The organism is Acinetobacter sp. RG5 (assembly GCF_031844265.1).
GTDB lineage: Bacteria > Pseudomonadota > Gammaproteobacteria > Pseudomonadales > Moraxellaceae > Acinetobacter.
Window position 1 is genome coordinate 138,119 of sequence record NZ_JAUZUV010000002.1, and the last position, 13,597, is coordinate 151,715.

The window sequence follows — 13,597 nt, forward strand, 5'->3', positions numbered from 1 at the left end:
TTAGGGGTATCGCCAAGTGGTAAGGCACCGGGTTTTGATCTCGGCATCCGTTGGTTCGAATCCAGCTACCCCTGCCATCTTACAGTCATCAAATTAGGGGCGTCGCCAAGTGGTAAGGCACCGGGTTTTGATCTCGGCATCCGTTGGTTCGAATCCAGCCGCCCCTGCCATTTTCTCGAAAAAAGACAGAACACTCATTTGCTGTAAGACTGTTAATTTACCTTGACACTTTACCGCAAAAATATTAAAGTTCTGCCGCATTAGGGGTATCGCCAAGTGGTAAGGCACCGGGTTTTGATCTCGGCATCCGTTGGTTCGAATCCAGCTACCCCTGCCATCTATTCCCATATATCCCAACCGCCAAGGGTGCTTCATGCCCAATCTTGTCGTTTTTAGTGGATCTGCGCATCCACAATTCGCTCAAAAAGTCGTAAGTCACTTACATATTCCTCTAGGCGCTGCCTCTGTAGGTCAGTTCTCTGACGGTGAAATTGCTGTCGAGATTACTGAGAACGTTCGTGGTAAAGACGTATTTATCGTACAACCTACTTGTGCCCCAACTAATGATAACCTGATGGAAATCTTGGTGATGGCTGATGCTTTGCGTCGTGCAAGTGCGGGTCGTATTACTGCCGTGATTCCTTATTTTGGTTATGCTCGTCAAGACCGTCGTCCACGTTCAGCACGTGTTCCAATCACTGCAAAAGTTGTAGCAGACATGCTCACTACTGTAGGCGTTGACCGTGTGGTGATGATCGACTTGCATGCTGACCAGATCCAAGGCTTCTTCGATATCCCTGTAGACAACATCTACGGTACACCAGCGCTACTTGCTGACTTGCGTCAACAGTCGCATCACAACCTGATGGTGGTTTCACCTGACGTAGGTGGTGTAGTGCGTGCACGTGCTGTTGCGAAACAAATGGGCGATATCGATCTTGCAATCATCGATAAGCGTCGTCAAAAAGCGAATGAATCACAAGTGATGCATTTGATTGGCGATGTAAAAGATCGTGATTGTGTCATTGTTGATGACATGGTAGATACTGCTGGTACGTTATGCAAAGCTGCTGATGCATTGAAAACTTTCGGTGCTCGCAAGGTTGTTGCGTATGCAACGCATCCAGTACTTTCTGGTAAAGCGATTGAAAACTTAAAGAATTCTGTGATTGATGAACTGGTTGTGACTGATACCATTCCTCTTTCTGATGAAGCTTTAGCACTGGGCAAGATTCGCCAGGTTTCAGTAGCCAGCATGGTTGCCGAAACGATTCGTCGTATTAACAACGAAGAATCTATTAGCGCAATGTTTGATTCTTATCTATAATAGAGCGCTGAATTTTCAAAGCCCTGCCATTTGGTAGGGCTTTTACTCACCAGACTGGTCGCAAGTCTGGTTCATTTAACTTAAATAGGATGTCTATCATGGCAAACTTCGTATTAAACGCAGCAGCACGTGAAGAAGCAGTTCAAGGGAAAGGTGCGAGCCGCCGCCTTCGTCTTCAAGCTAAAGTTCCTGCAATCATCTACGGTGGTGAAGCTGCTCCTGTAGCAATTACTGTTGAGCTTCGTCAGCTTGTTAAATTCTTAGAAAACAATTCATTCTTTGAAGAAGTTATCGAAATTGATGTAGACGGTAAAGTTGAAAGCGTGAAAATCCAAGCGTTACAACGTCACCCAGCTAAAAACACACCAATGCACGCTGACTTCAAACGCGCATAAGTGTTAATGGTGTAATTAGTGTCAAATATTTCACTGATTGTTGGTTTGGGTAACCCAGGTTCTGAGTATGCCCAAACCCGCCATAATGCAGGCTTCTGGTTCGTAGAACGCCTTGCAGACCAATATGGCATTGTCCTCAAAAAAGACCCGAAATTCAATGGATTTAGCGGTCGTGGCAATATCGAAGGTCAAGACGTCCGTCTTCTTCTACCGACAACCTTTATGAACCTTTCCGGTAAAAGTGTTGTTCCTTTCGCCAAATTTTACAATATCGCACCTGAATCGATCCTGATTGCCCATGATGAACTGGACATGAATCCTGGTGTCATTCGCCTGAAAACTGGCGGTGGTCACGGTGGTCATAATGGTCTACGCGATATCGTTCCGCATATTGGTTCAAACTTCCATCGCCTGCGTATTGGAATTGGTCATCCTGGTGCCAAAGACCGTGTTTCCGGTCATGTGCTCAGTAAAGCACCTAGCAGCGAACAGAACTTAATGGATGATGCGATTTCCCATGCCCTCGCCCGCACAAAAATGCTGGTGAACGGTGAAGTACAGCAAGCCATGAATCAAATCAACGCATATAAGCCGAACTAAACATTCAAAAATTGCTGGACAATTCCGCTTGCCAGAAAGTTTATTTAAGCGCAAAATGCGTTTGCTCGATTGTTCACCATACAGCAAGCAAGATTGATTTAACCAAATGATCAAACTCTTAGGTCAACTCAGGGGACGCTAGCCATGCTATCTCGTTTATTAAAATGCAAAATTCACCGCGCTCACGTTACACATGCAGAACTACACTATGAAGGTTCATGTGCAATTGATGGCGTTTTGATGGATTTGGCTGGCATTCGTGAATACGAAGAAATTCATGTGTGGAACGTGACCAATGGTAAACGTTTTGCAACTTATGCAATTCGTGGCGAAGACAATTCAGGCATCATCTCAGTCAATGGTGGCGCTGCGCATCAGGCCGATGTAGGCGATATCGTGATTATTGCAACCTTTGGCGATTTCACTGAAGCTGAAGCGAATGCCCATCAGCCTCGCTTAGTTTATGCTAACCCAAACAATACAGTCAGCCACACAGCGAACTGTATTCCTGTGCAAGTAGCTTAAGTCCAAGATTTTAAAAAGCCCGCAATATGCGGGCTTTTTTATTGAAAAATACTTCTAAAAATAGATCTTAATTAACCGCCTTGTACCCAGTCTTTTTGGCTTTCGCAATTTAAAGCTCGCAGATTCTGATCCACCAGATTCGCCAATAAAGCCTGTCCATTATCTTTAACTTTAATCTCGGCATATTTTGCGTTGCGATAGCACGGCTCCAATCCTTCTGCAAACAGAAAGCTACTCGCTGCCGGATATAAATTGGCTAATCGATTGGAAGGATTTTTTAGAAGCAAACGCGCGGAAGTTCCCTGATGAGTTTTTAAAAGATTTTCATCCATGCTAGTTTGAATCACACGATGCTGATCATCTAGCTGTACATAGCTTAGAAGATGTGTCTGATCCTGAATATGCTTTTCTAAGGCTGCAATTTTCTTATCCGCTAAACTACCCTCTTCTCCACGATCCGCTTCAGCATCACCCTCGAAATGCAGCTCATAATTCAGTACCATATAATCGCCTTGCAAGATTGAGCGCGGATCGAACGGAGCAAGCTCGACGAAAATGGACTGGCTGTTCACTAAATGATGTTCATGTTTCAGGATCAATCCCACAAAGAGCAGAATACTGAATCCGGCCAGAATCAGAGGAAGAAACTTTTTCATGCAGTTTCCTCCTGACCAGGTCTAATCCTTACCTGCTTTAAGCCATAGACCATGCACCAAACCATAAGACCTGAGATGAAAATCGTTAGGCTCTTTACCAGGAAACTCAGCCCCAGATTGTAATACAGCATCCATAACCAGAAGATCAGCAATAAAATCGACAGAGCTTGCATCAGTCGTTGCTGATAGACTACAGCCCAGGCCATGAGCAGCATAATGATAAAAATTTCAAAATAGCCCAGCAGGATCAGTAATAAACCCAGAACCGGAATTAACCAGAGCCATTTTTCAGAAAATTGTTGCCAGTTTTGCCAAATAAAACTGAACAACAATAAGCTCGGAAGAATATAAAATAACAGGACTTGGTCAAAGCTGATCTGTCCAATGCTGTGCCAGTGCTCTAATCCGGTCACCGCCTGAACCACCGCTGAACCTGTCAGCATGGCAATCATCCAGAGAAAGATACTTTTCTGATAATGCGAAGATTGCCAATAACGCGCTGTTAGGAATATTCCGATGAAAATGACATAGTTCAAGCTGAGTATGATACTGATCACCATGTCATCATGTTTAAAAGAATTCTCTAAGACCAGAACCACGATTGCTAATGCATGCGTCATCAGCAGCTGTAGGGTCAAAATAGACCAGTGCATCCGTTTGATGGTAGTAAGCCCCAGCATTAATAATTGCAGCAGCCAGACTACAACTATACTGTCGGTCAGCAGTTCTGTATGAATTAAAACTGCTGCCTGACCACAGATCCACAAGCAATAGGCAAACTGGTGCATAAAAACTGAAGCCTGCTGACCCAGCAGTTTCCAGGCGATGCCTATAAAAATGATCCCCATTAAAATCGAAAATGCTTCCCAGTAAGTCAGTAACAGGACTGCAAGAATAATCCCCGAAATCCAGGCACCGAGTGCCAGAGGAATCACAGAAAATTTGGTTTGTGGAAAAATTCTATTTAAAGCAAAACTAATTAAGGCAAACCAGCCAAAAATCAGCACAGCTAGCACAAATAGTCCAGTAGCTGAATTGGTCAGTTGATTTTCAACCAGTTCAAATACCCATAAGCTCACACTGGCAGCCAAACCTGCAATGAGAAGAATGACTTCTAGCGCCTGATGTTTCCTATAAAAATAAAATGCGGCACCTGTCGGTAAAACAACTGAAGAAGCTAAATAGATCAGCTTAGAGTGATGAATAAACTGCATCATGCTGCTGATCGAAATCACGATCACAAATGCGATAAACAGAAAACGTAGCAGCGCGTAATAGCGCATGGCATACGCAAAGCTAAGTGCTGTCAGCAAATTTAGACCGAGCAAATACAACCCTTCTGCTCTTCCCATCCAGAAGCTCTGTTTAAAATACAGATACAACGTCAGCTGGCTCACTACGCAAAGCATGACAAAAATGCCAATATTGGAGCGATAGAGCCATGGTAAGAGCAAGGCTGACCAGAGCAAAAATAACAGATAACTATCTGCGCCAGTTTGATAAATCTGCCCAATCATTGCCAGACTTAAACCCAGCATGAGACCAGATACTGTATCCAGACTCTGTCTCACCCATTCCTGCTGGTCGAAGTAAATACTTGCTGTTGCACTACAGAGTAAAATCAGCATCGGGATTGCCAGCTGAACCGGATCCGGCAGCATCCACCAGTTCGCTGCCATTAAATACAGCAAACTGACCGTGATGAGTGCCAAGCCCAAGATTTTTAAATAACGTAGTACTTCTACATTGCAGAACAGCAAGGGCGAAAATTGATTATTTCGGATCAGCTCAGTTTTATGCATTGTTAGAATGATTGAAGGATTTCTAATCTTCCTCACACCATAGCATGTTTCCAGTATTTTGCTAAAAACCTGGGTAATTCAGATTATCTGTTTTGTTTATCTAAAATTCTGCAAATTACTTTCCATTTCAACCATCCCATCTTTTTAAAATCAGGACTATAATGTTCTTACATCGCTTCAGGGCGGGGTGTGATTCCCCACCGGTGGTAATTTCAGCTTTTTATAATTAGGCTTGAATTAGCCCACGAGCGGTCAATTTCGATTGATCTGCAGATCTGGTGCAAATCCAGAGCCGACGGTATAGTCCGGATGAAAGAAGACGAAAGCAGCACCAAGGCTGTATGCCGTGCATACACCTGTTTTTGCTATAAGCCTATTTTCACTCAGTCCTGAAATGTTCAATCATATTTTTAGTTTAGGTGAGCATTTCAATGTCAAGTTTGATTCAACCCGAAATTTTCTTTTCTGCTTTAGCCCCTGCTGAACAACGTATCCTTCAGGCACTCGAAGATCTCCGCCAAGGCAAACCTGTCTTGGTCATGGATGATTTTGACCGTGAAAATGAAGCCGATCTGATTGTGGCAGCTGAAACTTTAACTATAGAAACCATGGCGCGTATGATTCGTGATGGTTCCGGCATCGTTTGCTTATGTCTGACTGATGAGCTGGCAAACCATTTAGAGTTACCACCAATGGTACAAGATAACTCTAGCCAGTTTAAAACTGCCTTTACTGTAAGTATTGAAGCAGTAGAGGGTGTAACAACCGGTGTTTCTGCCAAAGACCGCACGACTACAATTAAAACAGCGATTAAAGACGGCGCAGTTGCCAGTGATCTGAATCGTCCTGGTCATGTATTCCCATTACGCGCCCGTGAAGGTGGTGTCTTAACCCGGCGTGGTCATACTGAAGGTACTATTGACCTTGCGCGTCTGGCTGGTTTAAAACCTGCCGGCGTGTTGTGTGAACTGACTAATCCGGATGGCAGCATGGCTTCTGGTATTCAAGTTCTCTCGTATGCACAGACGCATCAACTGAGCCTAATTACCATTGATGAACTGGTACAGTACCGCCAGCAACACAATATATAAGTCTATTTAAAAAGAAAATCCCGGCATTTGGTCCGGGATTTTTTGTGTCGTATATATTGATTGAATTAACTGAAGATGGAATAAATCCCATACAGTGCAACCATTAACAAGATCAAGCCACATAGCCCAAGTAAATGCGGATAAAGCTGAGACCGAGATAATCGCTGAAAACCCAGATACACCAGTGACAGGGTGAGAAAATCCAGAACAATCCAGCTAATTGTCAGAATCACCAAGCTTAAATCGAGGTTTGGGCTAATGCCTATAAATTGCGGAAAAAAGGCGGCAAAGAAAATAATATCCTTGGGATTAGAAATACCTACCAGAAAACCGGTACGAAAGCCACCCTGTACGGGCTGCAGGTTTTGTGGTCCAGTTGATCCCTGCCCTTGCCAGACTTCCCTGAAAATCTGAATTCCCAGCCAGGCAATATACAAACAGCCAAGTAGCTTAATGCCATTCAGCCAATTTTCGTTAACAACCAGAAGACCTTTTAGACTGAGAATGGATAAACCAATCAGAACCAGTGAGGCAAAGTTAGTCCCGAAAATAGTCTGCAAGGCATGCTTATAGCCGCCTTTGAGCCCAGCACTAGCGACCAGTAACATTACTGGTCCGGGCGTCGCGATCATGATTACTACGGCCAGACAATACAGCAGATATTCGGTAATATTCACCCCATTCCTCCTTGTCTAATATAGTCAGCATAAAAAAAGAGGACCTACTCGTCCTCTTCTTCCATCTGAATCAGATGCTGACTGATGCCATCTGCCCGCAGAAAAGCCAGATCATAACTGGCGGTAGCCAAGGCCAAGATCCGGCGCTCAAACTCGTCCCAGAGCGGACGCACCTGCTTATAATGGATGCCTAAACCACTATCGTCGGTAAAATGCCGATTTTTTTCACAGAGCTTTAAAGCATGATACAGCTTGCGCCCTTTAGAAGCATCATCACGCAAACGCACCCGTTTCGACAGCACAAAGGCCTGCACTTTGACAAGATCGGCATGCGGTAACAGCGGCACCAGAATCTGATCCAGCTGTGCATCCAGGCGTTGCCACACAGCTCGATGCTGCTCGGCACTATACGTATTCCAGTGAATCACTTCATGATTAAAACGGCGGCAACCACGACATACCGCATCACCAAATACGGTCGAACAACGCCCTGCACATGGGGTTAAAGACGCAATACGACGATCTGAACTCAAAACACACTCCAAAGATACTGCAACTTTCAGTATCTGCATCACTGCACAAAATCCTGGGTCGGGCATGACTATACACGCTCTCCCTCATGAATTGAAGCCTGTTAAAAGACTTGCGTTTTACTCGCTTATTCACTCGAATCAAGCTAAAATATGCGCCTTTCAAATTATCATGCTACGTTGGAGTATTCCATGAACGCTACTGTAGAACAGCTTGCACCTGTAGAACAGCAAGCGACGACTGGTTGGGTTGTTGCCGCACTTTATCAATTCAAAGAAGTTCAAGATCCTGCCGATCTTCAGCAACGTCTTCTGGACCTGGTAAAATCCATCAACCTTTGCGGTACTCTAATTGTGGCAGGTGAAGGCATTAACGGTACGGTTGCAGGCGACCGTGCATCGATTGATCAAATTCACCAGTTCCTTCTGAATGAAGGTTTTAACGAAATGGAATACAAAGAATCTGACAGTTCTGAAAAACCATTCCGTAAAATGAAAATTAAATTAAAAAAAGAAATCGTGACTTTAGGCGTGGAAGTGAAACCGCGTGATTTAGTCGGTCACTATCTTGATCCAAAAGAATGGAACGAACTGATTGCACGTGATGACGTGATTCTGGTTGATACCCGTAACGATTACGAATACAAAGCAGGTACGTTCAAAGGCGCGATTGATCCGAAAACTGAAAGCTTCCGCGAATTCCCTGAATACGTGAAAAATAATCTGGAACAGCACAAAGACAAGAAAATTGCCATGTTCTGTACTGGCGGTATTCGTTGTGAAAAATCCACTTCACTTCTTCTACAAGAAGGTTTTACCGAAGTGTATCACCTGAAAGGCGGCATTCTAAAATACCTGGAAGAAACCCCGGCTGAAGAAAGCATGTGGGAAGGTGAATGCTTCGTGTTTGATAGTCGTACTGCCGTAACGCACGGTGTTGAAGAAGGCCAAAATACCAAGTGTCATGCGTGTGGCTGGCCTTTACTTCCAGAAGAAGTTGCCCTCCCAAGTTATGAACATGGTGTCTCTTGTGTGTACTGTATTGACAAAACCTCGGAGAAACAAAAAGAAGGTTTCCGTATGCGTCAATCACAAATTTTAGCAGCAAAACGCAAACGCCTCTAATTTGGCCTTTTGTAATGAAATATATAAAAACCCTCTTCGGAGGGTTTTTTGTTTACATAAAAATCACAACAGCAATAAAACTCTTACCAATTCCTTACCAAGAACCTCATTTTTTTCCAAACAAGATTGTTAGTCTAATGATACGGTGATTTACAAGCTAAGTCTTTCATTATTAACTGAAATTTTTAAGTGAAAAGGAATATAAAATGGCAGGCTCACTTGCTCGAGATTCAGACAATCTGGTTCAATTTCAACCAAAAGAAAATATAAAGTTGCAACGGCTTCATCAAATTTCTGAAGAGCTTGAACAGCAATCACATCTGTTCGTCGTTATCTTGGGAACCGTTATTGGCGCGATCTTGGCGCTTTTCATTGGTTACCATATCAATACCAGCATCATGCATTTTATCCTGCTAAGTATTTTGCCGATCTGCTTGGCCTATTTCTTACGTAAAGTTTATATTTATACCCTGACGCATAGCTAATTCTGCCTGATCATTTATATTCCAAGACTTTACCGCACAAAAAATACTGCTTAGGATACAGGCAGTATTTTTTATTTTGCCAATCATATGAATCTGACCGAATGGATTATTTCCGTTATGGAGCAACTGGGCTACTGGGGCATTGCCCTGCTCATGTTCCTGGATAATGTCTTCCCGCCAATCCCTTCCGAAATTATTATGCCTTCCGCGGGCTATTCAGCCTCTCAGGGCGAGTTAATACTCGTCGGGGTGATCATGTCCGGTTGTATCGGCTCCCTGCTGGCAGCCGCCTTACTGTACTGGATTGGCTATAAATTTAACCATGATTCTATTTTTAAATTTGTCGATCGTTATGGCAAATATTTATTTATTAAATCAGAGGATGTGAAAAAATCACTGAGCTGGTTTGAGCATTATGGTCACCGCATTGTGTTCTTTGGTCGCATGATTCCTGCGGTTCGCTCGCTGATCAGCATTCCTGCCGGCATGAGTCATATGCCCTTCTGGAAATTTATGTTCTATAGCACACTTGGAACCATCATCTGGACTACGTTTCTGGCTTGTGTCGGATTTTATTTTGGCGAAAACCAGCAGTTGATGCAGCAAATTTTTAGTAAAGTCAGTTATGTGATTATTGCCATTGTTGCGGTAATTATTATCTGGATTTTCTACCGTAGACAGCAGCGTAAAAATCGTCCATCCTGAGGAAGATCCCTTAAGGAGATTAAAACGATGTCGCATTATCTTAAATATTTTGCCACCGTTTATCTGACCTTGGTTCTATTGGTAGGCATACTCATCTATGTATTCAATCTGGGTGCCATTCTGCTGATTCCTGCCCTGATTGCTTCCGCCTTTCTCAGTGCCCGATACTTTGTTAAGAAAGAACTTCGTTTGCCGACTCAGGAAGAGAAAAGCAAACTGGTCTGGGGCTCCACCATCATTGCCATGACATTCGGGTTTATCTTTTTAGTTGTGGTCATCTGGATGAACCCGCAGACAGATGAAATTTATAGAACCATCACCTATACAGGAAGAGGAACAAATTCATTTCTGGTGGCTGCCAGCATTGCCTTACATGCCTTACTGTTCCATATCGCCTACAATGCTTATGCGCGCTACAGTCTGGCGAAGCGTACAGGCATGGAAAGAAAATAGGATCGAGTAAATCTCAAAGATGCAAAAAGGCCAAAGCTAAAAAAAGCACCCTGCGGTGCTTTTTTTATGAATTATTCTGGAGTGTGATACATCAGATACAATTCATTTAAGTTTTCTGGAATTTCTTCTGCAAGCTCGTCCATTAACTGACCATTGCGACGGAAAGTTTCCATTTGTGGATCTTCATCATCGATGCCACTGAAGACCATGATTGGCAGGGTTAAATCCACCAGTTGTTCTTCAAATTCTTCAGTAAACCAAGCGTCTTCGTTTAGGAACATGGCGTCTACAAAGCCCACACTCCAGTCACCCAAGCTTGATTCAGTATCTGCTTCTTCAATTTCAAACGGGAACGTAATCCCTTCTTCATTGGCTAAGCTTTGACGAATAGACTCTAACCATGCTTGCACCTGAGTGATGATTTCTGCAGGCACTTTCTTTTGATTGCTATCAAAAAGTTCGTCTAACCATTTGTCGAATTTTGGGCCTACTGCAATAGCACATAAGAAACCATGGGTTGCCGCGAAATCTAGACCATGTTCATTTTGGTCACCATCTAGATATTCACTCAACAGGTCTAAATCTAAAGCACTCATCTAACATCCAAACTTAGAAAACCGAAAGGTTTAGCATAGCATTTATTCAGGCTATGCTAAATCCGAATTCATTAATCTTCGTCATCAAAATCGTCGTCATCGTCGAAGTCATAGTCAAAATCTTTGAGTTCGCGCTCTAAACGACGTTGGGTCAGCAGATCATCGATCAGACGACGTTTTTCCAACGACTCTTTAGCACTGAGCTTGCTAGAAGCCTCATCGAAATTAACATCATCTTCACCGAAGTTATCATCTAGTTCAAAATCTGTAGAAGACACTAAAACTTCCTCATGAGTGAAAAATGTAAAAGGATTTAAGCGCTATTTATCGTGCCTAAAATAACAAGTCAAGTTTTATTTGGATTTTCGTATTTTTAATTTGTAATTAGGGGTTTTTTCTGTCTCAATTGTGTGCCATGATATAATCCACCCTGCGTGCTTATGTTTTTTGATTCTCCTTTTTGAGTCATAAACAGACACGCATGGGATGAACTTGAAAACAACAAATTCACCCCCATCTTAAATTACTGAATTTCATTTTAAATATTTTATCAGACAGCTTTCATGCTGAATTCCCTGATGAAATATGTAGGCTATTCACTAAATTTAACGAGCTTAAATCGTGCAGCATTGTACGGTTTTTTACTGCCACAGATTCAACGAAGAGTAAGCAAAAGATGAGCGATATGACTTCCCCTACTTCTCAAGTAGCGGCTCTGATTAGCCGAGGCAAAGAACAAGGTTATTTAACCTTCGCTGAGGTTAACGATCATCTGCCGGACTCCATCACAGAAAGCGAGCAGATTGAAGACATCATTCAGATGCTGAATGATGTCGGTATTCCGGTACATGATCGCGCGCCTGAATCTGATGATACGATGTTCGAAGATACTGCAGAAGCGGCGGATGAAGTTGCAGAAGAAGAAGCTGCAGCCGTACTTGCCTCGGTAGAAAACGAGCCAGGTCGTACCACTGACCCTGTACGTATGTATATGCGTGAGATGGGTACAGTAGAACTTCTGACTCGTGAAGGCGAAATCAGCATCGCAAAACGCATCGAAGAAGGTATTCGTGATGTTTTGCACTCGATTGCTTACTGGCCGAATGCGGTAGAAGTGGTACTGCAAGAATACAAAGATTATGAAGCGGGTGAACGCCGTCTTGCTGACCTTTTATCAGGTTATTTAGATCCTGAATCAGATGAAGAAATTCCTGAAGTTCTAGAAGAAGAAGCGGTTCTTGCTGAAGATGAGACTGACTCGAAAAAATCGACCAAAGATGTAAAACTGGACGATGATGAAGAGGAAGAAGAAGCAGATTCTGATGATGAATCAGAAGCAGATTCTGGTCCAGATCCTGAAATTGCTAAAGCGCGTTTTACTGAACTGGAAAATGCGTGGCTGAATACCAAAGCAACTATTGAAAAACATGGTCGTGACAGCAAACAGGCTGAAGAAGCTTTGCAGGCACTTGCAACTGTATTCATGATGTTCAAATTTACCCCGCGTCTATTTGATATCATTTCTGAAATGATTCGTGGTACCCATGATCAAATTCGTGGTGCAGAACGTGAAGTGATGCGTTATGCAGTACGTCGTGGCCGTATGGATCGCACCCAGTTCCGTACCAGCTTCCCGGGCCAAGAATCGAATCCAGCCTGGTTAGATGAGCAGATCGCAAAAACACCTGCAGACCAGAAAGCTTATCTGGAAAAAGTACGTCCAGACGTATTGGCCTTCCAGCAAAAAATTGCCGATATCGAGAAAGAGCTTGGCCTTGATGTAAAAGGCATTAAAGACATTGCCAAACGTATGGCCGTCGGTGAAGCCAAAGCACGTCGTGCCAAGAAAGAAATGGTTGAAGCGAACTTGCGTCTGGTCATTTCGATTGCGAAGAAATATACCAACCGTGGCTTGCAATTCCTGGATCTGATTCAGGAAGGTAACATCGGTCTGATGAAAGCCGTAGACAAGTTTGAATACCGTCGTGGTTATAAATTCTCGACTTATGCGACTTGGTGGATTCGTCAGGCAATCACACGTTCGATTGCGGATCAGGCACGTACCATTCGTATTCCGGTACACATGATTGAAACGATCAACAAGATCAACCGTGTATCTCGTCAGCTTCTACAGGAAATGGGGCGTGAACCGACGCCTGAAGAACTGGGCGAACGTCTGGAAATGGACGAAGTTAAAGTACGTAAAGTACTGAAAATCGCCAAAGAACCGATTTCGATGGAAACACCGATCGGTGATGATGAAGATTCGCATCTGGGTGATTTCATTGAAGACAGCAACATCACGTCACCAATTGATGCTGCAACGTCTGAAGGCCTGAAAGAAGCAACACGTGAAGTTCTGGAAAACCTGACTGAACGTGAAGCCAAAGTCCTGAAAATGCGTTTTGGTATCGACATGCCGACCGACCATACTTTGGAAGAAGTGGGCAAACAGTTTGACGTAACACGTGAACGTATTCGTCAGATTGAAGCGAAAGCGCTGCGTAAACTTCGCCATCCATCGCGTTCAGAACACTTACGTTCATTCCTTGAGAATGATTAAGATTTAACGCTTATTCTGGAGACTTGAAATTTGATCATCAGTCTCCATTTAAGTAGCCAAGACAGAC

The 13,597-nt window shown here is 43.4% G+C and carries 16 protein-coding genes, 3 tRNA genes and 1 riboswitch; of the genes, 13 read left to right on the forward strand and 6 right to left on the reverse strand.

What is annotated here, in order from left to right; translation table 11 throughout:
- Positions 1-2: 2 nt before the first annotated feature.
- From Q9R21_RS03315 to panD, 7 genes are all read left to right on the forward strand, one after another.
- Positions 3-77, forward strand: a tRNA-Gln gene (locus tag Q9R21_RS03315).
- Between the two features lie 18 nt (positions 78-95).
- A tRNA-Gln gene (locus Q9R21_RS03320) sits at positions 96-170 on the forward strand.
- 92 nt (positions 171-262) lie between these two features.
- Positions 263-337, forward strand: a tRNA-Gln gene (locus Q9R21_RS03325).
- A 36-nt stretch (positions 338-373) separates the two neighbouring features.
- Positions 374-1,327 (forward strand): ribose-phosphate pyrophosphokinase, encoded by a 954-nt coding sequence (locus tag Q9R21_RS03330; protein WP_004280601.1) that lies wholly within the window; start codon positions 374-376, stop codon positions 1,325-1,327.
- Positions 1,328-1,425: 98 nt separating this feature from the next.
- Positions 1,426-1,722, forward strand: a complete 297-nt coding sequence (rplY, locus tag Q9R21_RS03335) for a 50S ribosomal protein L25 (protein ID WP_004645781.1) — start codon at positions 1,426-1,428, stop codon at positions 1,720-1,722.
- An 18-nt stretch (positions 1,723-1,740) separates the two neighbouring features.
- Positions 1,741-2,322, forward strand: coding sequence for an aminoacyl-tRNA hydrolase (pth, locus tag Q9R21_RS03340; RefSeq protein WP_086044568.1), 582 nt, complete (start codon positions 1,741-1,743; stop codon positions 2,320-2,322).
- Positions 2,323-2,466: 144 nt separating this feature from the next.
- Positions 2,467-2,847 (forward strand): aspartate 1-decarboxylase, encoded by a 381-nt coding sequence (gene panD / locus Q9R21_RS03345; RefSeq protein WP_004280606.1) that lies wholly within the window; start codon positions 2,467-2,469, stop codon positions 2,845-2,847.
- A 71-nt stretch (positions 2,848-2,918) separates the two neighbouring features.
- Here panD and Q9R21_RS03350 read toward each other — a convergent pair whose 3' ends face one another.
- Together Q9R21_RS03350 and Q9R21_RS03355 are read right to left on the reverse strand one after the other, a co-directional pair.
- Positions 2,919-3,503, reverse strand: a complete 585-nt coding sequence (locus Q9R21_RS03350; RefSeq protein ID WP_005106315.1) for a GDYXXLXY domain-containing protein — start codon at positions 3,501-3,503, stop codon at positions 2,919-2,921.
- On the reverse strand, positions 3,500-5,305 hold the full coding sequence (locus tag Q9R21_RS03355) for a DUF2157 domain-containing protein (protein ID WP_155861549.1): 1,806 nt from the start codon (positions 5,303-5,305) through the stop codon (positions 3,500-3,502). The genes Q9R21_RS03350 and Q9R21_RS03355 overlap by 4 nt, the downstream gene beginning before the upstream one ends.
- Before the next feature lie 170 nt (positions 5,306-5,475).
- A riboswitch (FMN riboswitch) is annotated at positions 5,476-5,630 on the forward strand.
- 106 nt (positions 5,631-5,736) lie between these two features.
- Here Q9R21_RS03355 and ribB point away from each other — a divergent pair.
- Positions 5,737-6,396, forward strand: a complete 660-nt coding sequence (gene ribB, locus Q9R21_RS03360) for a 3,4-dihydroxy-2-butanone-4-phosphate synthase (protein WP_044108711.1) — start codon at positions 5,737-5,739, stop codon at positions 6,394-6,396.
- Positions 6,397-6,461: 65 nt separating this feature from the next.
- Here the strand turns inward: ribB and Q9R21_RS03365 are convergent, their stop codons facing one another.
- Both Q9R21_RS03365 and Q9R21_RS03370 read right to left on the reverse strand, forming a co-directional pair.
- The gene (locus tag Q9R21_RS03365) at positions 6,462-7,073 is read right to left on the reverse strand and encodes a LysE family translocator (RefSeq protein WP_086044566.1); all 612 of its coding nucleotides are present in this window, start codon (positions 7,071-7,073) and stop codon (positions 6,462-6,464) included.
- A 44-nt stretch (positions 7,074-7,117) separates the two neighbouring features.
- On the reverse strand, positions 7,118-7,606 hold the full coding sequence (locus Q9R21_RS03370; RefSeq protein WP_086044935.1) for a DUF1289 domain-containing protein: 489 nt from the start codon (positions 7,604-7,606) through the stop codon (positions 7,118-7,120).
- A 189-nt stretch (positions 7,607-7,795) separates the two neighbouring features.
- Here Q9R21_RS03370 and Q9R21_RS03375 point away from each other — a divergent pair, with 189 nt between their 5' ends.
- From Q9R21_RS03375 to Q9R21_RS03390, 4 genes are all read left to right on the forward strand, one after another.
- Positions 7,796-8,728 carry a rhodanese-related sulfurtransferase gene (locus tag Q9R21_RS03375; protein WP_311203731.1) on the forward strand — a complete coding sequence of 311 codons (933 nt, stop codon included), beginning with the start codon at positions 7,796-7,798 and terminating at the stop codon, positions 8,726-8,728.
- Positions 8,729-8,934: 206 nt separating this feature from the next.
- Entirely contained in the window at positions 8,935-9,213 is a 279-nt protein-coding gene (locus tag Q9R21_RS03380; RefSeq protein ID WP_004280617.1) for a hypothetical protein, read from the forward strand.
- A gap of 87 nt (positions 9,214-9,300) precedes the next feature.
- Positions 9,301-9,918, forward strand: coding sequence for a DedA family protein (locus tag Q9R21_RS03385; RefSeq protein ID WP_004280619.1), 618 nt, complete (start codon positions 9,301-9,303; stop codon positions 9,916-9,918).
- A 27-nt stretch (positions 9,919-9,945) separates the two neighbouring features.
- A complete protein-coding gene (locus Q9R21_RS03390) occupies positions 9,946-10,371 on the forward strand; it encodes an ABZJ_00895 family protein (protein WP_004280620.1) in 426 nt (141 codons plus the stop codon).
- A gap of 71 nt (positions 10,372-10,442) precedes the next feature.
- Here the strand turns inward: Q9R21_RS03390 and Q9R21_RS03395 are convergent, their stop codons facing one another.
- Together Q9R21_RS03395 and Q9R21_RS03400 are read right to left on the reverse strand one after the other, a co-directional pair.
- Positions 10,443-10,967: a YecA family protein gene (locus tag Q9R21_RS03395; RefSeq protein ID WP_004280621.1), complete on the reverse strand. Its 525-nt coding sequence runs from the start codon at positions 10,965-10,967 to the stop codon at positions 10,443-10,445.
- 71 nt (positions 10,968-11,038) lie between these two features.
- Complete coding sequence (locus Q9R21_RS03400) at positions 11,039-11,245, reverse strand: PA3496 family putative envelope integrity protein (RefSeq protein WP_004280622.1); 207 nt, start codon at positions 11,243-11,245, stop codon at positions 11,039-11,041.
- Positions 11,246-11,595: 350 nt separating this feature from the next.
- On the opposite strand from Q9R21_RS03400, the gene rpoD reads away from it, so the two are divergent.
- Positions 11,596-13,530 carry an RNA polymerase sigma factor RpoD gene (gene rpoD, locus Q9R21_RS03405; protein ID WP_224215688.1) on the forward strand — a complete coding sequence of 645 codons (1,935 nt, stop codon included), beginning with the start codon at positions 11,596-11,598 and terminating at the stop codon, positions 13,528-13,530.
- Positions 13,531-13,597: the final 67 nt, after the last annotated feature.